Annotated in this window: 28 protein-coding genes; 13 read left to right on the top strand and 15 right to left on the bottom strand. The window is 69.9% G+C overall.

All coding sequences use genetic code 11. The features are described 5' to 3' along the window. Positions 1-66 precede the first annotated feature (66 nt). The 3 genes from ACFXI3_RS18630 to ACFXI3_RS18620 form a co-directional block, all read right to left on the bottom strand. Positions 67-726, bottom strand: a complete 660-nt coding sequence (locus ACFXI3_RS18630) for a GNAT family protein (protein ID WP_344280785.1) — start codon at positions 724-726, stop codon at positions 67-69. A gap of 3 nt (positions 727-729) precedes the next feature. Then, positions 730-1,992, bottom strand: coding sequence for a gephyrin-like molybdotransferase Glp (gene glp / locus ACFXI3_RS18625; RefSeq protein ID WP_378400808.1), 1,263 nt, complete (start codon positions 1,990-1,992; stop codon positions 730-732). A gap of 95 nt (positions 1,993-2,087) precedes the next feature. Continuing rightward, positions 2,088-2,993 (bottom strand): UTP--glucose-1-phosphate uridylyltransferase, encoded by a 906-nt coding sequence (locus ACFXI3_RS18620; protein ID WP_378400716.1) that lies wholly within the window; start codon positions 2,991-2,993, stop codon positions 2,088-2,090. A 24-nt stretch (positions 2,994-3,017) separates the two neighbouring features. Between ACFXI3_RS18620 and ACFXI3_RS18615 the strand changes: the two genes are divergently transcribed. The 4 genes from ACFXI3_RS18615 (at position 3,018) to mscL (ending at position 5,826) form a co-directional block, all read left to right on the top strand. Then, positions 3,018-3,617 carry a 5-formyltetrahydrofolate cyclo-ligase gene (locus tag ACFXI3_RS18615; protein ID WP_378400714.1) on the top strand — a complete coding sequence of 200 codons (600 nt, stop codon included), beginning with the start codon at positions 3,018-3,020 and terminating at the stop codon, positions 3,615-3,617. Positions 3,618-4,213: 596 nt separating this feature from the next. Next, positions 4,214-4,543 (top strand): FmdB family zinc ribbon protein, encoded by a 330-nt coding sequence (locus tag ACFXI3_RS18610; protein ID WP_344280796.1) that lies wholly within the window; start codon positions 4,214-4,216, stop codon positions 4,541-4,543. A 129-nt stretch (positions 4,544-4,672) separates the two neighbouring features. Beyond that, the gene (locus ACFXI3_RS18605; protein ID WP_378400712.1) at positions 4,673-5,332 is read left to right on the top strand and encodes an SAF domain-containing protein; all 660 of its coding nucleotides are present in this window, start codon (positions 4,673-4,675) and stop codon (positions 5,330-5,332) included. A gap of 74 nt (positions 5,333-5,406) precedes the next feature. Continuing rightward, complete coding sequence (gene mscL / locus ACFXI3_RS18600) at positions 5,407-5,826, top strand: large-conductance mechanosensitive channel protein MscL (RefSeq protein WP_344280802.1); 420 nt, start codon at positions 5,407-5,409, stop codon at positions 5,824-5,826. Between the two features lie 5 nt (positions 5,827-5,831). On the opposite strand, the gene ACFXI3_RS18595 is transcribed toward mscL, so the two are convergent. Beyond that, positions 5,832-6,005: a hypothetical protein gene (locus ACFXI3_RS18595; RefSeq protein ID WP_167493483.1), complete on the bottom strand. Its 174-nt coding sequence runs from the start codon at positions 6,003-6,005 to the stop codon at positions 5,832-5,834. 62 nt (positions 6,006-6,067) lie between these two features. After that, on the bottom strand, positions 6,068-6,568 hold the full coding sequence (locus ACFXI3_RS18590) for a molybdenum cofactor biosynthesis protein B (RefSeq protein WP_009083558.1): 501 nt from the start codon (positions 6,566-6,568) through the stop codon (positions 6,068-6,070). A 123-nt stretch (positions 6,569-6,691) separates the two neighbouring features. On the opposite strand from ACFXI3_RS18590, the gene ACFXI3_RS18585 reads away from it, so the two are divergent. Further along, on the top strand, positions 6,692-7,753 hold the full coding sequence (locus tag ACFXI3_RS18585; RefSeq protein WP_378400710.1) for an NAD-dependent epimerase/dehydratase family protein: 1,062 nt from the start codon (positions 6,692-6,694) through the stop codon (positions 7,751-7,753). A 53-nt stretch (positions 7,754-7,806) separates the two neighbouring features. Beyond that, complete coding sequence (locus ACFXI3_RS18580) at positions 7,807-8,655, top strand: MBL fold metallo-hydrolase (RefSeq protein WP_378400708.1); 849 nt, start codon at positions 7,807-7,809, stop codon at positions 8,653-8,655. Positions 8,656-8,673: 18 nt separating this feature from the next. Here ACFXI3_RS18580 and ACFXI3_RS18575 read toward each other — a convergent pair whose 3' ends face one another. From ACFXI3_RS18575 to ACFXI3_RS18565, 3 genes are read right to left on the bottom strand one after another with little or no spacing between them, the layout of a single operon-like run. Beyond that, positions 8,674-9,723: a HAMP domain-containing sensor histidine kinase gene (locus ACFXI3_RS18575; protein WP_344280821.1), complete on the bottom strand. Its 1,050-nt coding sequence runs from the start codon at positions 9,721-9,723 to the stop codon at positions 8,674-8,676. Continuing rightward, positions 9,720-10,421 (bottom strand): response regulator transcription factor, encoded by a 702-nt coding sequence (locus ACFXI3_RS18570; protein WP_378400706.1) that lies wholly within the window; start codon positions 10,419-10,421, stop codon positions 9,720-9,722. The genes ACFXI3_RS18575 and ACFXI3_RS18570 overlap by 4 nt, the downstream gene beginning before the upstream one ends. Before the next feature lie 8 nt (positions 10,422-10,429). Then, entirely contained in the window at positions 10,430-11,833 is a 1,404-nt protein-coding gene (locus tag ACFXI3_RS18565; protein ID WP_378400704.1) for a hypothetical protein, read from the bottom strand. Positions 11,834-11,992: 159 nt separating this feature from the next. Here ACFXI3_RS18565 and ACFXI3_RS18560 point away from each other — a divergent pair, with 159 nt between their 5' ends. The 5 genes from ACFXI3_RS18560 to ACFXI3_RS18540 are packed head-to-tail and all read left to right on the top strand — an operon-like array spanning position 11,993 to position 15,594. Then, positions 11,993-12,637, top strand: coding sequence for a glycosyltransferase family 2 protein (locus ACFXI3_RS18560; protein ID WP_378400806.1), 645 nt, complete (start codon positions 11,993-11,995; stop codon positions 12,635-12,637). After that, entirely contained in the window at positions 12,634-13,305 is a 672-nt protein-coding gene (locus tag ACFXI3_RS18555; protein WP_378400702.1) for a DUF2064 domain-containing protein, read from the top strand. The genes ACFXI3_RS18560 and ACFXI3_RS18555 overlap by 4 nt, the downstream gene beginning before the upstream one ends. Then, entirely contained in the window at positions 13,302-13,931 is a 630-nt protein-coding gene (locus tag ACFXI3_RS18550) for a methyltransferase domain-containing protein (RefSeq protein WP_378400700.1), read from the top strand. The genes ACFXI3_RS18555 and ACFXI3_RS18550 overlap by 4 nt, the downstream gene beginning before the upstream one ends. Beyond that, positions 13,928-15,145 carry a molybdopterin-dependent oxidoreductase gene (locus ACFXI3_RS18545; protein ID WP_378400698.1) on the top strand — a complete coding sequence of 406 codons (1,218 nt, stop codon included), beginning with the start codon at positions 13,928-13,930 and terminating at the stop codon, positions 15,143-15,145. The genes ACFXI3_RS18550 and ACFXI3_RS18545 overlap by 4 nt, the downstream gene beginning before the upstream one ends. After that, positions 15,142-15,594, top strand: coding sequence for a hypothetical protein (locus tag ACFXI3_RS18540; protein ID WP_378400696.1), 453 nt, complete (start codon positions 15,142-15,144; stop codon positions 15,592-15,594). Before ACFXI3_RS18545 ends, ACFXI3_RS18540 begins: the two co-directional genes overlap by 4 nt. Positions 15,595-15,887: 293 nt before the next feature. Here the strand turns inward: ACFXI3_RS18540 and ACFXI3_RS18535 are convergent, their stop codons facing one another. From ACFXI3_RS18535 to ACFXI3_RS18515, 5 genes are all read right to left on the bottom strand, one after another. Continuing rightward, positions 15,888-17,528, bottom strand: coding sequence for a trypsin-like peptidase domain-containing protein (locus ACFXI3_RS18535; protein ID WP_378400695.1), 1,641 nt, complete (start codon positions 17,526-17,528; stop codon positions 15,888-15,890). Between the two features lie 79 nt (positions 17,529-17,607). Next, a complete protein-coding gene (gene galT / locus ACFXI3_RS18530; RefSeq protein ID WP_378400693.1) occupies positions 17,608-18,678 on the bottom strand; it encodes a galactose-1-phosphate uridylyltransferase in 1,071 nt (356 codons plus the stop codon). After that, on the bottom strand, positions 18,675-19,475 hold the full coding sequence (locus tag ACFXI3_RS18525) for a DeoR/GlpR family DNA-binding transcription regulator (protein WP_354743004.1): 801 nt from the start codon (positions 19,473-19,475) through the stop codon (positions 18,675-18,677). The genes galT and ACFXI3_RS18525 overlap by 4 nt, the downstream gene beginning before the upstream one ends. A 118-nt stretch (positions 19,476-19,593) precedes the next feature. Then, positions 19,594-21,036 carry an ATP-binding protein gene (locus tag ACFXI3_RS18520; protein WP_378400691.1) on the bottom strand — a complete coding sequence of 481 codons (1,443 nt, stop codon included), beginning with the start codon at positions 21,034-21,036 and terminating at the stop codon, positions 19,594-19,596. Continuing rightward, positions 21,033-21,725: a response regulator transcription factor gene (locus tag ACFXI3_RS18515; RefSeq protein WP_344280848.1), complete on the bottom strand. Its 693-nt coding sequence runs from the start codon at positions 21,723-21,725 to the stop codon at positions 21,033-21,035. Before ACFXI3_RS18515 ends, ACFXI3_RS18520 begins: the two co-directional genes overlap by 4 nt. Positions 21,726-21,865: 140 nt before the next feature. Here ACFXI3_RS18515 and ACFXI3_RS18510 point away from each other — a divergent pair, with 140 nt between their 5' ends. Further along, complete coding sequence (locus ACFXI3_RS18510) at positions 21,866-22,246, top strand: hypothetical protein (protein WP_378400689.1); 381 nt, start codon at positions 21,866-21,868, stop codon at positions 22,244-22,246. A gap of 2 nt (positions 22,247-22,248) precedes the next feature. Here ACFXI3_RS18510 and ACFXI3_RS18505 read toward each other — a convergent pair whose 3' ends face one another. Next, on the bottom strand, positions 22,249-22,869 hold the full coding sequence (locus tag ACFXI3_RS18505) for a trimeric intracellular cation channel family protein (RefSeq protein WP_344280854.1): 621 nt from the start codon (positions 22,867-22,869) through the stop codon (positions 22,249-22,251). Between the two features lie 9 nt (positions 22,870-22,878). Next, entirely contained in the window at positions 22,879-23,532 is a 654-nt protein-coding gene (locus tag ACFXI3_RS18500; protein WP_009083595.1) for a response regulator transcription factor, read from the bottom strand. A gap of 809 nt (positions 23,533-24,341) precedes the next feature. Between ACFXI3_RS18500 and ACFXI3_RS18495 the strand changes: the two genes are divergently transcribed. Next, the gene (locus tag ACFXI3_RS18495; protein ID WP_378400686.1) at positions 24,342-25,142 is read left to right on the top strand and encodes a trypsin-like serine peptidase; all 801 of its coding nucleotides are present in this window, start codon (positions 24,342-24,344) and stop codon (positions 25,140-25,142) included. Positions 25,143-25,170: the final 28 nt, after the last annotated feature.

Here is a 25,170-nt window from a genome sequence, read left to right as displayed (position 1 = left end):
TCACCGCATTAGGTGAATCTCACAGGATGTGGTAACGCGTGATCGGTTTAGAACGCGTAGTCACCATCAGGCCAGGTCGGCGCGTCCTGAGGCCACCAGGCGGGATACCAGGCCATCGCCGGTCTCTTCTTTCGTCACGGCGAAACACAGGTGGTCACGCCATGCGCCGGCCACATCGAGGTACCGTTCGAACAGCCCTTCCTGCCGATATCCGGCCTTCGTCAGCACGCGGATGCTGGCGTTGTTCTCCGGCCGCACGGTCGCTTCCAGCCGGTGCAGGCCGGCGACATCGAAAGCGTGATCTGTCACGAGCGCGACGGCCGCGGTGGCGACGCCTCCCCGGACGATCTCGGACGACACCCAGTACCCGATCCAGGCCGACCGGAGTGCGGCGCGGATCACATTACCGACAGTGATCTGCCCGGCGAACTTTCCGTCCACCGTGATCGTGAAGGGCAGGCACTGGCCCCGGCGCGCCAGCCCGCGCAGCGCCGCCCACTGCGACGGCCACGACCAGAACGCGTTGCGGTCGGCCCACGGCCCGATCCCGGTCGGCTCCCACTCCTCGAGGTGCTCGCGGTCGCGCAGCCGGACGCGGCTCCACTCGCCGGCGTCGCGCAGCCGCACCGGGCGCACGGCGATCACGCCTGCCGGAATCCGCAGCGGGCCGAGTGTGGCGGGCCAGCCCGGGTGCCGGTTTTCGACCGAATCGGCGAGTGCGGCCACGGATCAGGCGCGCTGGGCGAGGAAGGTGACCTTGACCTGGTCGCCCGCGGCCACCTCGGTGAGATCCTCTTCGACGGTGATGAGGCAGTTGGCCTCGGCCAGCGACGCGAGCAGATGCGCGCCCGAGGTGCCGAGCGGCTGCACCAGGTACTCGCCGTTCGCTTCGTCGCGCAGCAGCTGGCCGCGCAGGTAACCGCGACGGCCCTTCGTCGAGGTGATCGACGACAACAGCCGCGCCCCGACCACCCGGCGGTGCGGGTTGCGAGTGCCGCGCGCGGTGCGGATCAGCGGCCGCACCAGCACCTCGAACACCACGAGCGCGCTCATCGGGTTGCCCGGGATGAGGAACGTCGGCACCGAGTCCGGGCCGAGCCTGCCGAAGCCCTGCACCGAACCTGGGTGCATCGCGACCCTGGTCAGGTCGATGTGCCCGAGGTCGGACAGCGCGGCATGCACCTCGTCGCCGGAAGCGCCGCCGGCTCCGCCCGCGACGACCACGATCTCGGACATCAGCAGCCGTCCTTCGACGACCTCGCGCAGCCGCTTCGGGTCGCCCGGCACGATGCCGACCCGGCTCACCTCGGCACCGGCGTCGCGCGCGGCCGCGGCCAGCGCGTACGAGTTGACGTCGTAGACCTGGCCGACCGACGGCGTGCGGTCGATGTCCACCAACTCGTCGCCGACCGACACGATCGACACCCGAGGACGCGGATAGACCAGCACCTTCGCGCGGCCGACCGCGGCCAGTAGCCCGACCTGCGCGGAGCCGATGGTGTCGCCCTTGCGCACCGCGACGTCGCCGATCTGCACGTCCTCGCCGGCCCGGCGCACGTAGCCTGCCGACGGCACGGACCGGTTCACGGTGACCTTGGCCTGGTGGCCGTCGGTGTAAGCGGTCGGGACCACGGCGTCCGCGAGCGTGGGCAGCGGCGCGCCAGTGTCGACCCGCACCGCCTGCCCCGGCTGCAACCGTCGCGGCTGACGCGAGCCAGCCGGGATTTCGCCGACGACCGGCAGCTGGACGGGCTCCTGCCCGGCGGCGCGCACGTCGACGCTCCGGACCGCGTAGCCATCCACCGCGGCCTGATCGAACCCGGGCAGCGCGTGCTCGGCGACCACTTCCTCCGCGCAGAGCAGGCCCTGCGCCTCGGAGATCGCGACACGAACCGGCCGCGGGCGCACGGCGGCGTCGAGGGTCAGCGCGATCTGCTCGTCGACCGAGCGGAAATCTCCGGATTCAGCGGATTCTTCCGTCGGGACAATCATTTCCGCCGTTTCCGCTGCGGCGACGGCCTGAACCGCCGGTTCGGTCGCCGCGACTTCTTCGGCCGGGGTGGCGGGGGTGGAATCGAGAGAGTCCGTCATGGGCGATCGTTTCCGATCCGTTCGGTCAGCCAGGTGCGCAGCGACGGCCCGTAATCCGGGTCCTCGAGCGCGAAATCGACAGCGGCGCGCAGGAATCCGCCCGGGTTGCCCAGGTCGTGCCGCCCGCCGCGGTGGACGACGATGTGCACCGGATGCCCCTCCTGGATCAGGAGCGCGACGGCGTCGGTGAGCTGCAGCTCGCCGCCCGCGCCGGGCTCGATCCGGCGCAGCGCGTCGAAAATCGCCCGGTCGAGCAGGTACCGCCCGGCCGCGGCATAGGTCGACGGCGCGTCCTCCGGCTTGGGCTTCTCGACCATGCCGTGGACCTGCTTGACGTCCGGGTCGTCGGTGTCGGTGACGTCGAAGACGCCGTACGGGGAGATCTGCTCCTTCGGGATGTCGAAGGCGCAAAGCACGCTCCCGCCGTGCTGGGCGCGGACGGCCGACATCCGGTCGAGGACCCCGGCGGGCAACACGAGGTCGTCGGGCAGGAGCACGGCGACGGCGGTGTCCTCGTCGGTCAGGTTCGGCTCGGCCTGCGCGACCGCGTGCCCGAGACCGAGCGCCTGTTCCTGGATCGCGACCTCGACGTCCAGCAGCTCCGGCCCGCGGCGGACCTTCGCCAGCAGCTCGGTCTTGCCCTTGTCCTCGAGCGTCTTCTCCAGGTCCGGCTTCGCCTCGAAATACCGGACGACGGCTTCCTTGCCCGGCGAGGTGACGATCACCAGCCGCTTCGCGCCCGCACTCGCCGCCTCGGCCGCGACGATCTCGATCCCCGGCGTGTCGACCACCGGCAGCAGCTCTTTGGGCACCGCTTTCGTGGTCGGCAGGAATCGCGTGCCGAGGCCTGCGGCAGGCACGATGGCGGTTCTGAAGGTCTGGGTGGTTGAGGCGCCCGTCATGGGCGCAAAGCCTAACCTGGTCTCATGCACGAGCCGGGCAATGAGACCCCGAGCAAGGCGGAGTGGCGGACACGAATCCTTCGAGCCCGCGCCGAACTGCCCCCCGAAGCCCACGCTCGCGAGGCAGCCGCCCTGGCGACCGCCGCATCGTCAATCCACGCGGAAACGGTGTGCGCGTACCTCCCTTTCGGCACCGAGCCCGGCCAAATCTCCCTGGTGAACGCACTGGCCGCGACCGGCGCGCGCGTCCTGCTGCCCGTCATCCCGGACACTCCCGGCCCGCTCGACTGGGCCGAGTACACCGGCCCGGATGCCCTCATCCCCGGACGCCTCCGCGGCGTCCTGGAGCCGTCCGGCCCACGTCTGGGCATCAGCGCGGCAGCCTCGGCGCAGGTGCTGCTGATCCCAGCCCTGGCCGTCGACCGCCGCGGCGCCCGCCTCGGCCGCGGAGCCGGCTACTACGACCGCACCCTGACCGCCTCGGCTGACACCGCCCGCGTGGCTGTGGTGCGCGCAGAGGAGGTCATCGACCGTCTCCCGGCCGAACCCCACGACGTGCCCATGACCGCCGTCCTGACGCCCTCCGGCCTCATCCAGCTGCCGACCGCCGCCGCGGCCTGGTGACGAACGGCCTCTGCGGGACGCCTCGCGACGAAGTGGTCAAGACCACTCGATCGGCCCGCGAGGCGTCGGTGCCGCCGCTCAGGCTGAATGACTGCCGCCCTTGCCCGCCGCCTAGTTCGGGGCCACAGCCGATGACCGCCTTCCGAACCGAGGGCCATCCGAACCGAGGGCCATCCGAACGGAGGGTTCAGCCGGTCGCGCGCCCGCGCGCACGGTCAGCCGGACACGTCGCCAACTCCGCCCAGCTCACCCGCCCCAGCATTCAGCCGCGAACCACACGAACCACCCAAACCACGCAATCGCTCACAATCCGCACCAGCAACCACGCCCGCAGCCGCCCGAAACCGGCTCACCCGAGCCGCCCACAGGCACCGCCAGGCCCCGCCGACCGGCCCGGCAACGGCCCGTCCGACCGGACCAGCCGCAGTCCAGCCACCGAGCCGCACCCGCCCAAAACGCCCTGACCAGCGCTAACCCTCCGCCGCCCCTTCCGCCGCAGCACTGTGAGCAAGGGGTAATTGCGCTGAGGGAATGCCGTCCAGCACAATTGGGTTAGCACTCTTGTAGGTCGAGTGCCAGTGCATGAAGGAGCTTCAGTGCCCACGTACCAGTACGCCTGCAAGGAATGCGACCACCGCTTCGAGGCGGTGCAGTCCTTCTCCGACCCCAGCCTGACCGTCTGCCCGCAGTGCTCCGGTCCACTGCGCAAGGTCTTCAGCTCGGTCGGTGTGGTCTTCAAGGGCAGCGGGTTCTACCGCACGGATTCGCGTGATTCGAGCAAGTCGAGCACTTCCGCGACTCCGGCCAAGACCGAGAGCGCCAAGTCCGACTCGTCGTCCACCACCTCCTCTTCGTCGACGTCTTCTTCGTCCTCGAACACATCCTCCGCCTCGGGTACGACGAAAACGGCTTCCACGCCCTCCTGACCCCCGAGTTATCCACAAGGGGCCAGTTGTCCACAGGTTCGCGAATCGGCCCTTTCGGCCGGTTCGCGACGTCCTTAACGTCGGATTCGTGCGGCATCCCGTCGCATCGGAACCGACGAGGGGACAACCGTGAACACCTTGCTCAGCCGCCTTCCCGCGCTGCCTGACGTGCGTCTGCCGCGCGGTCGGCGAGCCCGGATGCTCCGCCGGTGTCTCGCGGCGGCCTTGCTCTTGGCCGGCCTGCTCGTCCTGCTTCTTCCGCCTTCCGCGCGGGGCGCACCCGCCACCTCGACGGTGGTCTCCGCCCGCGACCTGCCCGCGGGCTCGGTCCTGCGCGCTGCCGACGTGCGGACCGTCGCGCTGCCCGACGACCTCCGCCCGTCCGGTGCACTGTCGGCGTCCGACGCCGCGGTGGGGCGGCTTCTGTCCGGCGCGGCCCGGGCCGGAGAGCCCATCACCGACGTCCGGCTCCTCGGCAACAACCTCCCCGTAACGGGTGAACCCGGTGCGGTCACGGTCGCCGTCCGGCTCGCGGACGCGGCCGTCGCCGAGCTGCTTCAGCCGGGTCAGCGCGTCGACGTCGTCGCGGGCGCGGATACCACAAATTCCGCGTCTGTGCTGGCCAGAGGGGCCACGGTGGTCACCGTCCGGCGTTCCGACGACGCCGGGAACCGCACGCTGGGCCCGCCGCAGAAGGGTCCGCTGGTACTGCTCGCGCTGTCGGCGCAGGTTGCCACGCAGGTCGCTGCTTCCTCGCTCGAACGACCGGTAACGGTTACTCTCCGCTAACCCGACCCTGTTCCGACGGGCGACGGCTGTCTTGCGACGGCCAGACGCCTGTCCCGAATCCCCTGGGAGCAGCAGTGCTGAAAGGTTTCAAGGACTTTCTGATGCGCGGCAACGTCGTCGACCTCGCGGTCGCCGTCGTAATCGGCGCCGCCTTCACCGCGATCGTCACGGCGTTCACCAACGGCCTGATCAAGCCGTTGATCAACGCGCTCGGCGGCTCGGACGCGGCGAAAGGCCTCGGCTTCAACGTCCTGCACGGCAACGACTCGACGTTCATGGACTTCGGCGGCGTGATCAACGCGGCGATCAACTTCGTGATCGTCGCCGCGATCGTCTACTTCCTGATCGTGCTGCCGATGAAGCACGTCCAGGAGCGGCGCAAGCGCGGCGAGGAGAAGGGCCCGGCCGAGCCGACGGACGTCGAGCTGCTCACCGAAATCCGCGACCTGCTGCGCGCGCAGCAGGGCAACGGCTCCTCCTCCAGCAGCAACTGAGGGAGTCAGCGATCGTGATGCGGGGGCCGGTTCTCGAGGTACCACGAATCCGGAGTGGTCTCCGGGCCCCGGCCCCGCTCATCGGACGTGGTCTCCGGCAGCACGTCGCCGAAGATCTCGTCGACCCGGCGGCGGCGCTGGGCCTCGGTCACGCGGGGACGTCGTTCTTCGTGCGGCATGGGTCCATCGTCCCACCTGTTGTTTGACAAGTGCAGAGAGACAGAGGGACGGCCGGCCGGGCTCAGACCTCTTCGAGGCCGGAGAGCTCGTCGATCACGTGCGGGACCAGCGAGGAGAGGGTCGCCATGCCGTCGCGCACAGCCGCGCGCGAACCGGCCAGGTTGACCACCAGCGTGCTGCCTGAGACGCCGGCCAGGCCGCGGGAGATCCCGGCGTCGACCGCGCCCGCGGCCAGCCCCGAGGCGCGCAGGGCTTCGCCGATGCCCGGGATCGGGCGGTCGAGAACGCCGGCGGTGGCGTCCGGCGTGCGGTCGCGCGGCGACACTCCGGTGCCGCCGACCGTGATCACCAGGTCCGCACCGCCGATCACCGCCGTGTTGAGCGCGTTGCGGATGCCCGCGGTCTCGGCCTCGACCACGACGACGCCGTCGACGATGAACCCGGCCTCCTCGAGCAGCTCGGTGACGAGCGGCCCGGAGGTGTCCTCGTGCTCCCCGTGCGCGACCCGGTCGTCCACAATCACCACGAGTGCCCGGCCCAGCCGCTGTGCGCTCCGTTCCATGCCGACACCGTATCCGGTTCCGGGCCCCCTTCGCCGCCGCGGGCCCGGTGATTTCTGACGATTCGGTGACGTGGTCCGCGCAGGCCGCGCGCGCCCCGGGGCGGGCGGCCTAACGTCGGCCAGGTGCGAGTGCTCCTCACCGGCGGCGCCGGGTTCATCGGGTCCCGGATCGCCGACCAGCTGGCCGACGACGGGGACGAGGTCGTTGTGCTGGACAACCTGCTGTCCACCGCGCACGGCTCCGCCACACCGCCCGAATACACCCGACGGCACCGCTTCCTGCGGGGTGACGTCACCGACACCGAGATCGTCGCCGAGCTGCTCGACGGCGTCGACGCGGTCTGCCACCAGGCCGCGGTGGTCGGGCACGGAGTGGATCCCTCCGACGCGCCCTCGTACGCGCTGAACAACGACTACGGCACCGCCGTGCTGCTGGCCGCGATGCACGCTGCGAAGGTGCGCAAGCTCGTGCTCGCCTCGTCGATGGTGGTCTACGGCGAGGGCCGTTACGCGTGCGCGGAACACGGTGTCGTGCCGCCGTCGCCTCGCCGGCAGTCCGATGTGGACGCCGGACGATTCGAACCCACCTGCCCGCAGTGCGATGCCGAGTTGGGCTGGCAACTCGTGCCCGAAAACGCGCCGCTGCTGCCTCGAAGCACCTACGCGGCAACAAAACTGGCGCAAGAGCATCTCGCGGGCGCCTGGGCGCGGCAGACCGGCGGCACGGTCTGGGCGTTGCGCTACCACAACGTCTACGGCCCGCGGATGCCCCAGAACACGCCGTACGCCGGGGTGGCGTCGCTGTTCCGCTCGTCGCTGGAGCGCGGAGAAGCGCCGACCGTGCTGGAGGACGGGCGGCAACAGCGGGATTTCGTGCACGTGGACGACGTAGCCCGCGCGAACGTCCTCGCGCTCCGGAACGACGGTCCGGAGGCAGACCTCACGCCGCTGAACATCTGTTCTGGACAGCCGCACAGCGTCGGGGACCTGGCCCGAGAGCTGGCGCGTGCCTGCGGCGGGCCGGAGCCGCGGATCGTCGGCGGTGCGCGGCCTGCTGACGTCCGGCACGTGGTCGCCGACCCGGCCCGAGCACGGGAGCTGCTCGGATTCCAGGCGGAAACGTCCTTCGCGGACGGCATCGCCGCGTTCGCCACCGCGGAGCTGCGCGCACCCGTCACCCGATGAGGTGAAGATCACTTTCCGGAATGAATCGGCCGTACCGGATCTTGATGCTGGGCATGCGTTCCATCGTGGTGGGGGACATCGAAATCCACGCACTGACCGACGGACGGCTGCAGCTGCCGTCGTCGTTCTTCCCGGGACTCCAGGGCAAGCGCTCGGCACCGAGCACTGTTCCCGTGGTCGTCGGTGCCTTCTTGATCCGGACGGGCAGCCGCACGGTGCTGGTCGACGCCGGTTTCGGTCCGCGTCCGACCGGCGAGCCGCATCTGCCGCAGCACTCCAAAGAGCAACTGCACCCGGTGGCCAGCGCCGTCGAAGCCGAGCACACCGGCGGCTTGCCCGCGGCGCTCGCCGAAGCCGGGGTCGCCCGCGAAGACATCGACACCGTGGTGCTGACTCATCTGCACGCCGACCACATCGGCTGGGTCGCGCCGAACGGCGAGCCGTACTTCCCGAATGCCGAAGTGCGGTACGGCGCGCCAGACTGGGCGGCGTTCGTCGAACCGGCGGGGCGACACGATCGCGGCCGCGTCGCGCTGGAAGCCCTTCGCGCTCAGGGCAAACTGCGTCCGTTGCTTGACGGCGAAACGGTCGCTCCCGGCGTCACCGTTCAGCATGCGCCCGGGCACACGCCGGGGCACTACGTGTTGGAGGTCGCGGACCAGGACCGTCGCGCCGTCCTGATCGGTGACGTCTTCCAGATTCCGGAGCAGATGGCCGATCCGACAATCGGCGCCGCGTCCGATGTCGATCCTCGGCAGGCGGAGCTGACCCGCCGTCGCTGGCTGGGCGAGGTGGTCGGCACCGGCACGATCGTCGCGGCAGCGCATTTCCCGGACGAGCCGTTCTTCCGGATCGCCGCCGATCTCACCGTGGAACCGGTCACGGCCGTCGCCGCGTCCTGACTGTCCAAAGCAGACAGTTCAGGACGCCGCCAGCGGCAACCGCACCTCGAAGCGGCATCCTGGGCCGTGGTTCTGCACGCCGATCCGTCCTCGGTGTGCCTCCACCAGGCCCTTCGCGATCGCCAGCCCCAGCCCGCCGCCGCTGGTGGTGCCGCTGCGGTCGGGGGTGCGGGCTTGTGTGCCGCGGAAGGCGACGTCGAAGACCCGGCTGATCTCGTCGTCCGGAATTCCGCCGCAGCCGTCGTCCACGGCCAGCAGCGCCTGGTCGCCGTCGATGCCGAGCTGCACGGCGACCGTGCCGTCCGGCGGAGTGTGCCGGATGGCGTTGGACACGAGGTTCCGCACGATCCGCGCCAGCTCCGGATCGCTGCCGGACACCACCGGCCACGCCGACGCGTTTTCCAGCACCCGCACGCGTTTGCGGTCCGCCACCGGTGCCTGCGCGGCGACCGCGTCGCTCACCACGTCGCGCAGCGGCACCGCCGACATGCTCAGTTCGAGTGCTCCCGCGGTGATCCGGGACAGCTCGAACAGGTCGCCGACCATGCCGGACAGCCGGGTGGTCTCTCCGCTGATGCGCTGGGCGTAGTCGGCCACCTCGGCGCGTTCGGAAACCACACCGTCAGCCAGCGCCTCCGCCATCGCCTGGATCCCGGCCAGCGGGCTGCGAAGGTCGTGACTGATCCACGCGACCAGTTCGCGACGCGACTTCTCCGCCGCGCGTTCGCGTTCCCGAGCCTCGCGTTCCCACACACTGCGCCGCGCGATGACCCGGCCCAGCACCATCGCCGCGGGCACCGCGACCAGTGCCACGAGCAGGCACACGAGCAGTTCGGTGGTCAGCGCCTCGGTGAACATGAAGCCGCTCACGCCGAGGATTCCGACCAGCATCGCGGCGATCGGAGTCAGCACGAGCGTGGTCATCGTGGTGGCCAGCGATCGGTGCCGCAGCAGGTAAAGCGCGAGCCCGCCCAAGGCCGCCACGGGCAAGGCGAACAGCAAGGCGAGCGGAAGAATGTGCAGGACGTGGACGAACATGTCCCACGCCGACTCGCCCGAGCCGATCATGGCTGGGTCCGGTCGTAGCGGTAGCCGACGCCCCACACCGTGGCGACGCGGATCGGTTTGGCCGGGTCACGTTCGATTTTCTCGCGCAGCCGTCGCACGTGGACGGTCACCGTCGACTGGTCGCCGAAGTCCCAGCCCCACACCTTCTCCAGCAGGTCAGCCCGGCTGAACGCGATACCGGGGTGGGAGAGGAAGAACGCGAGGAGGTCGAACTCGCGCGTGGTCAGCGGCAGCACCGCACCGTCCAGCGTTGCCTGGCGAGCGGTCATCTGGAGCCGGAGGTTTCCGTCCGCCAGCTCCGCCGTGGGCGGCTCGGGCCGGGGCATCCGGGCCCGGCGCAGCACGGACGCGACGCGCAGCGTGAGTTCCTTGGGGCTGAACGGTTTGGTGACGTAATCGTCGGCCCCCAGCTGCAATCCGGCGATGCGGTTTTCCTCCTCGCCCAGCGCGGTGAGCATGACGATCGGCACCTGGCTCGTCTGCCGCAGCCGACGGCACACCTCCAGGCCGTTGAGGCCGGGCATCATCACGTCGAGCACCACCAGGTCCGGCACGCGCTCGGCGAACTGGGCGAGCGCCGCCGTGCCGTCGCCGGCCAGGTCGACGGTGAAACCGGCGGTTTCGAGGTAGCGGCGGACGACGTCGCGCACCGTCTCGTCGTCGTCGACCACGAGCACGCGACCCGCTTGGTCTTCCATGCCTCACCTCACCAGTTCGTCAGCAGCAGGTGGTTGACCGCGAGCGCGACCACCGCCTGTCCGGCCAGCCACCAGCGGCGGTGGCCCGCCGGAAGCAGCGCCGTGGCCGGGATCAGCCACGCGCCGAACGGTAGCCAGATCCGTTCTACCTCAGCCTTCGACAGGCCGGACGAATCGGCGAACACGATCGTGAGCACAGCGGCGACCACGATCAGCAGCACCGGATCGCGCAGGAGCGTCCGGCGAGATGGCAGGAAGACCGCCGAAGCCACCCCGCGGCGGGCCGCCGCGACCACCGCTGGCCCGCACGCGACCGCCACCGCGGCCAGATCCGCCCACACCCAGTAGGAATAGGGCCGCACCACCGCGACGCCCTGGTAGTAGCGCTCGACTACGAGGTGGTAGCCGTCGAACCACCAGAATCCGGCGAGCGCGAACACAGCGACCACGGCCAACGCGCCGACGACAGCGCCTGCCGCAGCACGCCATTGCCTGCCGAGCACGGCAACGGCCAGCGCGACCAAGCCGAGCAGGACGAGGCCGTAGGAGAGGAAGATGCCGAATCCGACGAGAATCCCGGCGGCCAACGCGGTGGGCCAGGCGTAACCACGGCGTTCGCGGAAGCCCACCGACGCGAGGGCGAGCAGTGCGATGCCGGTGGCGGTGACGCCGGCGAAGAGACCGTCCGCGGACACGCCCAGCCAGATCGCGCCTGGGCTGAGCACGGCGAAAGGCAGCGCCGCGCGGGCTGCGTCGGGACGGCCGAGCAGGGCGATCGTCGCTGGCACTGCGACCGCGATCAGCGCGGCCACCAGCACCACCGCGGTCGACGCCCACGCACCGCTGTGGAGGCCGAGCCGGTCGAGCCAGACGAAGACGAGCGTCGCGCCTGGCGGGTGGCCGGACACGTGGGTGGTCCACGAGTTCGGCTGGAAATCGAGGATGCGCGAGGAGAATTCGCGGAGGAATCGCGGGATGTCCGTGATGCCCGGGACTTCGTGCAGGTACTCCTGCGGAGTGGTGAGCCGGCCGGTGAAGCCGCGGGTCCAGCCGTCCACCATGGCGAGCGAGAGGATCCAGGCGAGGGACGTCAGGTAGCCGGCGACCAGGGCGCGTCGCCATCGCAGCCGGGCGGCCAAGGCCGGGCCGTACAGCACGACGCCGGCGGCGATCAGGACGGCGAACACCGAGCCGGGGCCGACGTGCGGCATCCAATGCGCGAACAGCGGCGGCGCGAACGCGTAGATCACCACGCCCGAACCTGGCCGGTTGTAGTACACGCCGACCGCGGTCGCGGCGGCGATCACCACGAGGGTGACGCCGACCGTCACGAGATCAGCGCGGAACCGGGGACGGACGGGAACCGGGGGCGGCGGCTCGGCGAGCCGGGCAGCCTTCGTCGACTCGCTCATCGCCGGTCACGATAGCCCCGCGGACGGCCGTTCGGCGGATTTCCATCGGATCCGTGAGAACTCGGTAAGATCTTGCCGAACGTCAGGATTTGGTAAGCACAGCAAGGGTTCTGCACTGTCCTTTCCAGACTTACCGTACGCCTCGTGAACGAATTCGGAGTGGACGTCGTCCTCCCCTGCCTCGACGAGGCGGCCGCACTGCCCGGCGTGCTTGCGGGCCTCCCGCCGGGGTATCGCGCGATCGTCGTGGACAACGGGTCGCGCGACGGTTCCCCGGGCGTCGCGGCCGCACACGGCGCGAAAGTCGTCGACGAGCCGCGACGCGGTTACGGTGCCGCCGTCCAGACCGGGTTGGAGAACTCGACCGCTGACATCGTCTGTTTCGCGGATGCTGACGGGTCGCTCGATCTGGCCGAGTTGCCGCGACTCGTTGCCGCGGTGGTGGAGGGTGCTGATCTCGCGGTCGGACGGCGGGTGCCGGTTTCCCGGGCGGCGTGGCCTTGGCATGCCAGAGCCGGGAATGCCGTCCTCTCCCTGCTCTTGCGGTCCCGGGGGCTGCCGGTGCGGGACATCGCGCCGCTGCGGGCCGTGCGCCGCCGGGAGCTGCTGGCTCTCGCAGTCGCCGACCGGGCTTTCGGCTATCCGCTTGAACTGCTGGTGAAGGCTCAGCGAGCGGGCTGGGCGGTCCAGGAGTTCGACGTCACCTACCGGGAACGGGCGCGGGGCACGAAATCGAAGGTGTCCGGTTCGGTGCGCGGCACGCTGCGGGCAGTGCGTGACTTCGGGCGGGTGTTGGTCCGATGACGTTTTGCCTGCTTGTGGTTGCGAAAGCTCCGGTGCCGGGGTTCGCGAAGACTCGGTTGTGTCCGCCCGCGACGGCAGAACAGGCCGCGGAGATCGCCGCGTCCGCGCTGCTGGACACGTTGGACGCCGCGTTCGCCACTGACGATGCGATCACCGTGGTGGCGATGACGGGCGAGCTCGCGGCGGCAGCGCGGGGTACCGAGATCGGTCGTGCGTTGCGGAAGATGACGGTGATCGCGCAGCGGGGCTGGGATTTCGGCACCCGGCTGGCCAACGCGCACTCCGACACCGCTGCGGTGCATGCCGGTTTGCCCGTGCTGCAGATTGGCATGGACACGCCGCAGGTCTCGCCCGCGTTGTTCGCGTCGGCAATCGAGCCGGTCGTCGCCGGAACCAGCCGCGCGGTGCTGGGCGACGCTGAAGACGGCGGCTGGTGGGGGCTGGGACTTGCTGACCCGCGGCAGGCGCAAGTGCTCGCCGGAGTTCCGATGTCGCGTCCGGATACCGGGTTTCGCACCCGAGCGGCGCTGACGGGCGTTGGTCTGCACGTCGGCGAGCTGCCGATCTTGTCCGATGTGGACACCATGGAGGACGCGCTGCGGGTTGCCGCGATTCGGCCCGACGGCAGATTCGCCACCGCAGTGGACGCGGTGGGGGTGGTGGCGTGAAACTCGCGACTGGCCGGGAATTCGACCGCGGGCTTCTTGGCCATCACTGCTGGCTGGAGCTTGCGAACGGTGACCGCATCGAGCTTCCGGTCGGTCGTTGGGCGGACGGTTGCGACGCGGGCGACGCCGTGCTGCTCGACGCGTGCGAGGGGCCGACGCTCGACGTCGGTTGCGGGCCTGGCCGGCTCACTGCCGCGTTGACGCGCCGAGGTGTGGTGACCCTCGGCGTGGACAGTTCGCCGGTCGCCGTGCGGCTGACGCGACGGCGCGGGGCAAGTGCGTTGCAGCGCAACGTTTTCACGCGCTTGCCCGGCGAGGGACGATGGAATCACGTGTTGCTGGCCGACGGCAACATCGGGATCGGTGGCGATCCCGATGCGCTGCTGCGGCGAGTACGGGAGTTGCTCACGCCCGACGGCGACGTGCTGGTGGAGTTGGAGGAACCCGGCCACGGCGTGCGCCGGGATCACGTCCGGCTGCGGCCGGATCCCGCTGCCGGTAGGTGGTTCACGTGGGCGTGGGTCGGCGTCGACGCCATCGCGGAAATCGCGGTACGGACTGGGTTCCGGGTTGTGTGGACGACCAGTCGCGGGCACCGCTGGTTCGCGAAGCTGGCACGCGCATGAAGCGCGGACGGCTGGCGGCCGCGTGGCGCGGGCTCGACACTCGGGTCACCGCGGCGCAAGCCAAGATCGGCGAACAAGCTCGCGCCGTCGATCGCCGGGTCCCGAAGGCGGAGCAGTTCAAGGGCGGCGCGCACGGCGAGCGCGTAACGGCCCGAGTCGGCAGCCTGCTCGGGCTCGCGTTCCTGATCTGCTTCGTCACCGGCTTGTTGAGCCATTTGATCCAGCATCCGCCGGAGTGGTTCTTCTGGCCCAGCCGGCCGGTTTGGTTGTACCGGGTGACGCAGGGCGCGCACGTGCTGTCCGGGATCGCGGCGATTCCGTTGCTGCTGGCCAAACTGTGGAGTGTCTACCCGAAGCTGTTCGAACGGCCGCTGGTGCGTTCGGTGCCGCACGCGGTGGAGCGGTTGTCGATCCTTGTTCTCTCCGGGGCGGCGTTCTTCGAGTTGAGTTCGGGATTGCTGAACGTCGCGCAGAACTACCCGTGGAACTTCTACTTTCCGCAGGTGCACTACGCGGTGGCGTGGGTGGCGATCGGGTCGATCCTCGTGCACGTCGCGGTGAAGCTCCCGGTGATCCGGCGGGCGCTTACCCGGGAGCGTGCGCCGGTCGAGCCCCCTGGCCCGGGGTTGTCGCGGCGAGGATTCCTGACCACCACTGGGATCGCGACGGGAGTCGCCGTGGTGGCCACTGCGGGAGCGACGGTTCCCGCGCTGCGGAACATCTCCGGGTTGTCGTGGCGATCGGACAAGGGCTCGCAGAAGTTGCCGGTCAACCGTACGGCCGTGGCGGCGCAGGTAACGCGAAGCGCGCAGGATCCCGGGTGGCGGCTGTCCGTGGTGACTCCGGCGGGAACGCGGCAGTTCACGCTGGCCGAGTTGCGGGCGTTGCCGCAGACCACTGTGGACCTGCCGATCGCGTGCGTCGAGGGATGGAGCCAGATGGCGACGTGGCGCGGCATCTCGTTCCCGGACCTGCTGCGCGCGAGCGGCAGTGCGCCGGGGGTCGACGTGCGGGTGTCGTCGTTGGAGAAGACCGGCCTGTACGGCGTCAGCGTCCTGCCTGGCGAGCACACGGCCGACCCGCTCACGGTTCTGGCGCTGGAACTCAACGGCGAGGTGCTGAACCTCGACCACGGCTATCCGTGCCGGGTGATCGCCCCCAGCCGGCCGGGCGTGCTGCAGACGAAGTGGGTCGCGAAGCTGGAGGTGCAGTGAAGACCGCGCGGATTGTGCTGGCGCTGCCCGGGTTAGCGGCGCTGGCGTACGGGATCGTGTTGTTCCTCGACTACGCGGCACCGGCGTGGCCGGACAGCTTCACGACGTTGCTGTGGATCGGCGGTGGTCCGATCGTCAACGACGCGGTGTTCGCTCCGATAGCGGGGCTGGTTGGCTTGCTGCTGGCGCGAAACCTGCCGAAGCCGTGGCGGGGGCCGGTGCAAGTCGGCGCGGCGCTGACGGCGGTGCTGGGGTTCGTGGCGTTCCCGCTGCTGTGGCGTGCTTATGGCGTGCCGCCGAAACCTGGGCTGCACGACGGCAACACGTGGCTGGGGCTGGTGGCGACGCTCGCGGTGGTGTGGGGCGCGGTCCTGGTGGCGGCGATCGTCCGGATTGTCCGGGTCCGGTATCGCACGGCACGGAAAATTCGGGCCCGCGACCATAGTTGACCTGGGTTTTCTTCCGGTACCGGAATTTTCCCGCAGATTCGGCGTTTGGGACGTCAGGCGCGTGGGCACCTCACCGCACGCGGAGAGGCTCTCCGTGCCGAGTCGGAGGCGGCACGGAGAGCCTCTTCGTGTTTTCGTGCGGGAGCCGGTTTTCGGGCGCTGGTCAGTAAAACGGCCACGCGCGACCGGCACGGATGCTCCGGTCGCGCGTGGCCTGCAAAGGTTCGGCCCCAAGCGCGGATCGGGGGTCGAGCCGTGGCTGGTCTCGGCCGCGCCACGGCGGCCGAGCGATCTTAGTTGGCCGGTACCGCCTGCCCGCCGAGAGTGACCTGCACCGTGCGTCCGCCGGCGAGGGTGAAGGTCGTCTGGTCGTTCGGGGCGCGCGTGCGGATCGCGGCCACGAGGGTGTTGGCGCTGTCGATGACCCGGTCGTCGATCTTGGTCACCACGTCGCCGGACTTCAGGCCCGCCTTCTCGGCCGGGCTGCCCGGCGTGATGTCGCCGAGCTGGGCGCCGCCCTGGGGCGCGTCAGTCACCTTCGCGCCGATGAACGTCTGGGTCGCGTGCCCGGTCTTGATGATGTCCTGCGCGGTGCGGCGGGCCTGGTCGATCGGGATGGCGAAGCCGATGCCGACGTTGCCGCCCTCGCCGCCGCTGCCCTGGCCGCGGCCCGAGTTCGGGCTGTAGATGGCCGAGTTGATGCCGATGACCTGGCCGCTCATGTTCGACAGCGGGCCGCCCGAGTTGCCGGGGTTGATCGCGGCGTCGGTCTGGATCGCGTCCATCACCGTGGTCTGGTCGGTCTCGTCGCCGCCCGCCTGCACGGGACGGTGCAGCGAGCTGACGATGCCCGAGGTGACCGTGCCGGTCAGCTCGTACGGCGAGCCGATGGCCACCACCTGCTGCCCGACCCGCAGGTCGTCGGACCGGCCGAGCTCGACCGGCGTGAGGTTGCCGACGCCGGACACCTTGACCACGGCGATGTCCGTGGTCGGGTCCCGGCCGACGACCTTCGCCGCGGCCTTCTTGCCGTCCTGGAACACGGCCTGGATCTGGCCGCCGTTCGCGGCGACCTGGACGACGTGGTTGTTGGTGAGGATGTAGCCGTCGCTGCTGAGCACGAAGCCGGAGCCCTCGCCCGCCGCGGTGCGGCCGGACACCTGCAGTTCGACCACGCTCGGCGACAGCTTCTGCGCCACCGATTCGACCGAGCCGGCGGGCACGTTGCCGGTCTGCTGCGCGGGTTTCGGCGCGTCGAGCGCGCTCACCGACGAACCGGATCCGCCGGTGAGGTAGCCGACGGTCCCGCCAGCCACGCCGCCGATCACGAGCGAGATCGCGGCGACGCTCGCGAGGAGCTTGCCCGCCGAACCCTTCTTCTCGCGCTGCGCGGGAACGCCGTACACCGCGGTTCCCGGTGCGCCGTAAGGGTTGGCCGGGGATCCGGCGGGCGGAGTCTGCGTCCCGCCGGGGTACTGGCTGCCGTACGGCTGACCCGCCGCGGGCTGCTGCTGCGCGCCGGGGAACTGCCCGCTCTGGGGTGCGCCCGCTGCGCCTTGGGCCGACCACGGGTTCGGCATGCCGCCGGCCGGAGCGGCACCGGTCCCGTACGCCGTGCCGCCAGCCGGGGCGGCACCGTACTGCCCCGCGGGCGCTCCGTACGCGCCGGAAGCGTCGCCGCTCGCCGTGCCGGAGCCGGACGTCCCCGCCGAGCCCTCAGCGGCCGAACCGTACGCGGCAGTCGTGCCGGGCGTACCGGTCGCTCCCGGGGCCTGCTGACCCGCGTCGCCGCTCGCCGGATCGGCTGACGGGGAGTGGCTCGCTGGCTGAGCCGGGGGCTGCTGCCAAGTCGCCTGGCCTTCGGCGCCCGGCTGGGCACCCGGGTCCTGGCGACCCGCCGCGGAGTCGGGCGCGTGGGGGTCGTTCTCGGTCATATCCTCACCTAAGCGGCTGGGCCTGAGAGGTTCCTGAGTCGAACCTGTGTTTCGTAGATGAGTATGCCGCGAGTTCCGGTCAGCCTGCCGCGCGAAGCCGTTCCGCGATCTGTTCCGGCGTGGCGTCGTTGATCCAGACCGCCATGCCCGACTCGGATCCGGCCAGGTACTTCAGCTTGTCCTTGGCCCGCAGCACGGAGAACAGCTCCAAATGCAGCCACGACAGTTCCCGGTCCCGCCGCACCGGCGCCTGATGCCAGCCCGCGATGTAGGGCAGCGGCCGGTCGTACAGCGCGTCGCAGCGGCGCAGCACGTCGAGGTACACGCGGGAAAAGTCGTCGCGCTCGGCGTCGGTGAGCGACGGGAGGTCCGGCACCTGCCGGTGCGGCACGATCTGGATGTGCACCGGCCAGCGCGCGGCGGGCGGCACGAAAGCCGTCCAGTGCCCGCCCGCGGCGATCACGCGTTCGCCGGATTTCTGTTCCGCGGCCAGCACCTCGCCGAGCACCGGCCCGCCGTGTTCCCGCGCGACCGCCAGCATTCGCTCGGTCTTCGGCGTGACGAACGGATAGCCGTAGATCTGGCCGTGCGGATGCGAGAGCGTGACGCCGATTTCCTCGCCGCGGTTCTCGAACGGGAAGACCTGTTCCACACCAGGCGTCTGCGCGAGCGCGGCGGTGCGGTCGGCCCAGGCGTCCACCACGAGGCGCACCTGTTCCGGAGTCAGCCGGGAGAACGCGCCGTCGTGGTCGCTGGTGAAGCACACGACTTCGCAGCGGCCGAGGCCCGGCGCGGTCGGCACCAGCCCCAATCCGTCCACAGTGGACGGATCGCCGGTCGCCTGTTGCGAGAACGACGGGAACCGGTTCTCGAACACGACCACGTCGTAGTCGGCTTCGGGGATCTCGCTCGGTTTGCCCGGCCGGGTCGGGCAGAGCGGGCAAAGATCGGCAGGCGGCTTGTACGTGCGCGTCTGCCGGTGCGCCGCCATCGCGACCCACTCGCCGGTCAGCGGGTCGCGGCGGATCTCCGAGGCCGCCGCGACCGGCGGGAGGTCCCGGGTATCGGCGGCGAGCCGCTCGTGGGCGTCGGTGTGGTCGAAATAGATGATCTCCCGGCCGTCGGCCAGGTGCGCCACAGTGCGTTTCACGCTTCTTCTGCCTCGAGGTTCTCCGCCGTTTCGGCGATCATGAGTTCTCCGACCCGCTCCGCGAGGTCTTCCCGCGCGCGGTCGTCCAATCCGTCGTCGGTCACCACGACCTGTGCTTCCTCCAGGTCCGCGATCGTCGAAATGCCGACGGTGCCCCACTTCGTGTGGTCGGCGAGCACCACCAGCCGCCGTCCGGCCTCCACCAGCGCGCGGTCGGTCTCGCTTTCGGTGAGGTTCGGGGTGGTGAACCCTGGCCCCACCGCCATCCCGTGCACGCCGAGGAACACCAGGTCGAGGTGCAGCGTCCGCAGGCTCTGCACGGCGACCGGGCCGACCAGCGCGTCCGACGGAGTGCGCACACCGCCGGTGAGGACCACCGTGCGGTCCGGCTGAGCGGCGCTGCGCAGAACGTCGGCGACCTGGATCGAGTTGGTGACGATGGTGAGGCCCTCGACGCCGTCGAGCGCGTGCGCGAGCGTCCAGGTGGTGGTTCCCGCGGACAGGCCGATCGCGGTGCCCGGCTTGACGAGGGTGGCGGCCAGTTCGGCGATGGCTTCCTTCTGCGCGCGCTGACGCACCGACTTCGCCTCGAACCCGGGTTCGTCGGTGCTCTTGCCGACCAGCGACGTCGCACCGCCGTAGACCTTCTCGACCAGGCCGCGGCCCGCGAGCACGTCGAGGTCGCGGCGGACCGTCATGTCGGAAACGCCGAGCCTCGCGACGAGGTCACTGACCCGGACCGCACCGGTCCGGCGTGCTTCCTCGAGGATCACCGCCTGTCGCTGCCGCGCGAGCACCGCCACTCCCCAAGCACACCATCAACTACACAAAATCCTACACGATTCAACATCAGGTGTGCGCGACATGCAGATCGAGCGTCCCCCTGCCGGGCGACCGCCAAGCGTGGCGGCTTATTCAGGCGACCGGCGCCCCTGGTAGCCGGATGGTGAGCAGAGCCCCGCCCTCCGGCGCCCGGTTGGCGTAAACCGTGCCGCCGTGGCGTTCGGCCGCGTGCTGCACGATCGCCAGCCCGAGGCCGGATCCGGGCAGAGTGCGAGCCTCCGACGAGCGGTAAAAACGGTCGAACACCTTGGGCAAGTCCTCCTCGGCGATGCCGGGACCGGAGTCCGCGACCTCGACCACCGCAGTGCCGTCGCCGAGCGGACGCAGCGTGACCCGCACCCGCGTACCCTGCGGCGAGAATTTCACCGCGTTGTCCAGCAGGTTCAGCACCGCCCGTTCGAGCGAGCTGTTGTCGCCGGTGAGCACCCACGGCTGCAGCGAGACCTCGAACTCGATCTCGCCCGCCCGACGGCGCGCCCGGTCGAGCGCGCGCTCGACCACGTCCATCAGGTCGACGCGTTCGGCCTGCTCGCGCGGTTCGTCCTGGCGCGCCAGCTCCACGAGGTCGCCGATGAGCTGGGTGAGCTCGTCGAGTTGGCCGCGGATGTCGGCCTCGATGTCGGCGCGGTCCTCGTCCGGCAGCGACGGCGCGCCCGGACGGCTCGCCGACAGCAGCAGTTCCAGGTTGGTGCGCATGGAGGTGAGCGGGGTGCGCAACTCGTGCCCGGCGTCGGCGACGAGTTGCCGTTGCCGTCCCTGCGAGTCCGCGACCGTGCCGAGCATGATGTTGAAACTGTGCGTGAGCCGGGCGAGTTCGTCGTCGCCGCTCACCGGGATCGGACGCAGGTCGCCGGTCGCGGCCACCCGTTCCGCGGCCGACGTCAGCCGGTCGACCGGGCGCAAGCCAGCGCGCGCGACCGCCGTGCCCGCGCCCGCGGCCACCACGATTCCGGCGCCGCCGACCAGGAACAGCACCACGGACAGCTGGTTCAGCGCGCGCATCGTCGGTGCCATCGACTGCGCCAGCACGATCGCCTGCCCGTGCCCGAGCGGCACCGCGACCACCCGCATGCCAGTGGTCGCGTCGGTGCGCAGCGACTGGGACAGCACGCCGGTCGCGACGCGCATCTCGGCCGGGCCCACCGGCGGCCGGGTGCCCGGCTGCGGATAGATCAGGTCGCCGGTGAGGCCGTTGAGCTGACCGATCTGCAGGTCCGCGCTGGCCAGCAGCGCACCCGGCACCTCGCGCAGCTGGTCGGTCGGCACCTGCGGCGAGTTCGCCGCGGCCTGCGCGCGAGCGAGCAGGTTGTCGTCGAGCTGGCTCAGGAGGTTGTTGCGCACCACGAGGTACGCGCACAGGGAAACGAGCGCCACCGCACCCGCCACGCACGCGGCGGCCAGCAGCGTGACGCGGCCGCGCAGCGAGAACCGGCGGGTGCTCCACCGGGTGCCCCGCGGATCCGGGACCTCCTCCCCCGCCGGCGCGGCCTGCTCGCCCGCCGGGTTGTCGGTCACGGCGGGGTCTCGCGCAGGACGTACCCCACTCCGCGGACCGTGTGGATCAGCCTCGGTTCGCTGTCCGCCTCCGTCTTGCGGCGCAAATAGCCGACGTAGACCTCCAGCGCGTTGCCCGACGTCGGGAAGTCGTAACCCCATACTTCCTCCAGGATCCTTCCGCGGGTCAGCACGTGCTTGGGGTACGAGAGGAACAGCTCGAGCAGCGCGAACTCGGTGCGGGTGAGACTGATCTCGCGACCGCCGCGGCGGACCTCGCGAGTGCCCGGGTCCAGCGTGAGGTCGGCGAACGACAGCACCTCCGACGTCTCGCCCTGCTGCCCGTCCGGCGCGGCGCGGCGCAGCAGGGCGCGCAACCGGGCGAGCAGTTCCTCCAAGGCGAACGGCTTGGGCAGGTAGTCGTCGGCGCCAGCATCGAGGCCGGAGACCCGGTCGGAGACGGTGTCGCGCGCGGTCAGGACGAGAATCGGCAGGTCGTCGCCGGTGCTCCGGAGCCGGCGGGCCACTTCGAGCCCGTCGAGCCGCGGCATCATGACGTCGAGGACCATCGCGTCCGGCCGGTTGGCGAGGATCGTCTCCAAGGCCTGCGCACCATCGCTCGCGAGCTCCACGGTGTAGCCGTTGAACTCCAAAGACCGCCTGAGCGATTCACGGACGGCACGGTCGTCGTCCACTACGAGGATGCGCATGCCGCCAGTCTTACGCAGAGTGCTGAGACCCGCCTAAGAACACACGCAGAACACACAAAGAGCATTTCTTCGGAGTGCGGCGCGTAACAGGTGGGGCGGCGGCCGCGACCATCAGCTGACCTTGAGAACGAGGAGCGCTGATGGCCCATCGGAAACGCCTCGGCCCCGGCTGGCTGGCCGGGATCTGTGTACTCGGCGTCATCGGGATGATCGGCAACGCGTGCGGCAGCAAGGACGCCGGACCTTCCGCACCCGCCTCCGTGACGGTCCCGCTCACCACGGCTTCGACACCTGCTTACAGCCCAACTCCGTCGTCCGACCTGCCGGCTACCTCGGCCACGCCCACCTCTGCGCCGACGTACTCGCCCTCCTCTGGCGATCCCGTCGACACCGGAACCGGGTCAGGCGTCACCGGCGCACCTCTGCCCGACGACTCAGGCGGCAGCGTGCATGTGCCGCACATTCCGCACCCGCACGTACGCACCTGCGTCGGCGGGAAGCACATCCATCTCTGCAGCTGACCTCACAGCGAACGCTCCTCCGGCGGCCGCGCGACCGGAGCGTTCCAGTGTCGCCAGAGCGTGAGCACCCGGATCGCGACCACGACCACCGCGGAGAAGGTCGTGACCGCGCCGGCCGGGAGGTCGAGCGCGTGCCCCGCCCAGACGCAGACCGCGCCGGTCAGCGCGGCCATCGCGTAGATCTCCTTGCGCAGCACGAGGGGAATCTCCCGCAGCAGCAGGTCGCGGACCGCGCCGCCGCCGATGCCGCTGGTCATGCCGATCAGGCAGGCGGCGTACCCGGTGGCGCCCGCGTTGAGCGCCAGCGTCGTCCCGGCCGTGGCGAACACGCCGAGCCCGACCGCGTCCGCCAGCAGCACCGCGTGCCGCAGCCGGGCGACCTGCGGATGGAAGGCGAACACGATCAGCGCCGTCGCCGCGCAGACGGCCAGGTACGGCCAGTTGCGCAGGGACGTCGGCGGATGGATGCCGAGCAGCACGTCGCGGATGATGCCGCCGCCGAGCGCCGTGGTCAGCCCGACCACGACGACCCCGAACACGTCCAGCCGCGCCCGGACCGCGGCCAGCGCCCCGGACGCCGCGAACGCCACCAGCCCGAGGAACTCGAGCGCGGTCAGCAGCATGTGCTGGTTCTACTGGTCGAGGAGCCCGCCGCGGTAGGCCAGGAGCGCGGCCTGCACCCGGTTGGCCGCGCCGATCTTCGACAGGACGGCCGAGACGTATCCCTTCACCGTCGCCTCGGACAGATGCAGCCGCCCGCCGATCTCGGCGTTCGACAACCCCTGCCCGATCAACGCGACGACCTCTCGTTCGCGCTCGGACAGCGAGGCCAGCAGCTTGCGCGCCGGCTGCGCGGCCCGCTGCTCGTCGCGGTGGCTCTGCACCATGCGCACGGCCACGCCCGGGTCGAGGACAGCCCCGCCCTTGGCCAGGTCGCGCACCGCGCGCAGCAGCGCCGCCGGGTCGATGTCCTTCAGCAGGAAGCCGTTGGCACCGAGCCGCAGCGCGAGGCTGACGTACTCGTCGATGTCGAAGGTGGTGAGCATGGCGACGGTCGGCGGATCGGGCAGCGCGAGAATGGCCCGAAGCGCGCGAATGCCGTCGTCAGGGGCGCGCATCTTGATGTCGAGCAGCGCGACGTCAGGGTGATAGCGACGGGCGACCTCGACCGCCGATCTGCCGTCGCTTGCCTCGCCCACGATCTCGATGTCCGACGCCCCGGACATCATGGCGCGCAGCCCCGACCGAACTAGTTCCTCGTCGTCGGCGAACATGAGCTTGATCAACGAAGCCCTCCGGCAAACCGTGGGTTGGAGGCGGCTCCCCGCACCCGTTACGGAAGATTACCTACTGTTGTTCACGGTTTCGAAACCAGACACGACCAGGTGACTCGACTGGTCCACCGGAGCGGCCGAGACCAGGAGTCAGCCCCGTTGCAGCTCACCCATCTGAGTGAGTTCATGAGGTGGGTCTCACCGGGTTGCGTAACCGATCCAGAAGGAACGGATGTTCATCGGCCGCACACCCGCGGCCGGTACGCCGCGCCTGCGGCCGCCACCGTTGATGGCCCCCGAGGCCGTACTACAGCCGGAAGGGCTCGTTGGCTCAGTGCCGACAAATCGCCGTGCCGGTTGCGGAGAGTGTCGCTGAGATGAAGAAAATGCGCCCAGAGTGACAACACGCGGGGTGCGCACCGGACGCCTGAGGGCCGGGGTTCATTCCTCCCCGTCATGAGCCGGGCACTCCGCCTCGCCGACAGAGCCGCCTACGACTCCTTCGCGTGAAACCGATCTTCGCCCGCAGAAATCCCCGACGATCCAGCGTCACCCCGATGGATCACGCCGAGGCTCAGACTTGAGTGCTAGCGTGAAATCGCGCGAATGCTTTCATTTGGGGAGGAATGATGCAGAAAATCTCGCAAGCAATAATAACTGCCGGAATATCATCATTACTATTGAGCGGATTTTCAACGCCAGCACACGCGGGCACTCAAGATGTATCCGGTCGGTATACTCAGGCAATAATCTCCAACCCTGCCGGAGGACCGCTAGCCGAGCACGAACAGGAGACCAGATCCTACTGGACTCCTGACAGAATGAGACACGCCGCACCGGCCGACCAGAACGAACACCAGCGGACACCCGTCGATCCAGCTCCAGCGATTGAACCGTCGCTCGACGTCGCGGCACCTCTGTCACCCAACGAACATAGTTCCGAAATTCGGAACATCTATATCACGCGCACAGCAGGAAAAGTTTTCTTCCACAACCCCGGAGACGGAAAGGACTACGTCTGCTCCGGGAGCATCGTCAACAGTCCGGCCAAGAACATGGTGGTCACCGCCGGACACTGTGCGTACGAAGACAAGAAGTGGATGGAAAAGTTCACCTTTGTGCCGGGTTACCACAACGGAGACAGCCCGTACGGCCGGTTTGTCTCCTACAATCTCGGCACCCTCAAAGGATGGTCCGACGGAAACTCCTGGGGATACGACACCGCCATCGCCGTCGTAGGGAAAAATTCCGAAGGACGCACCCTCGTCGACGCAGTCGGGAATTTCGCGAACGGGCTGCAGGTCGGCGGCCCCTACGAACGCGATGTGACGATCATCGGCTACCCGGCCGACAAGGACGGCGGGCGAGAGCAGTACAACTGCCAGGGGAAAACCGCCAAGGCAAGCGTTTTCTTCCCTAACCAAGTGACGATCGGGTGCGCCCTCGGCGGAGGTTCGTCCGGCGGCCCGTGGCTTGTCGACTACCAGGACAAGCCGGACGGCACCGGCGTTGGCCTGGTGCACGGCGACACCAGCAACGGAGATATTTTCCATAACCTCCGTTCGCCCTATTTCACCGACGCCGGTCAAGGAAACCTTTACCGAAAGTTGGCCAACGGGTAGCGTCCAGGCGCGGAGGCGGACGGCTTCT

It is taken from the genome of Amycolatopsis sp. NPDC059235 (assembly GCF_042754125.1).
Lineage (GTDB): Bacteria > Actinomycetota > Actinomycetes > Mycobacteriales > Pseudonocardiaceae > Amycolatopsis > Amycolatopsis albidoflava.
The sequence above is the reverse complement of the archived record's forward strand: the minus strand, read 5'-3'. Positions and strand labels throughout refer to the sequence as shown.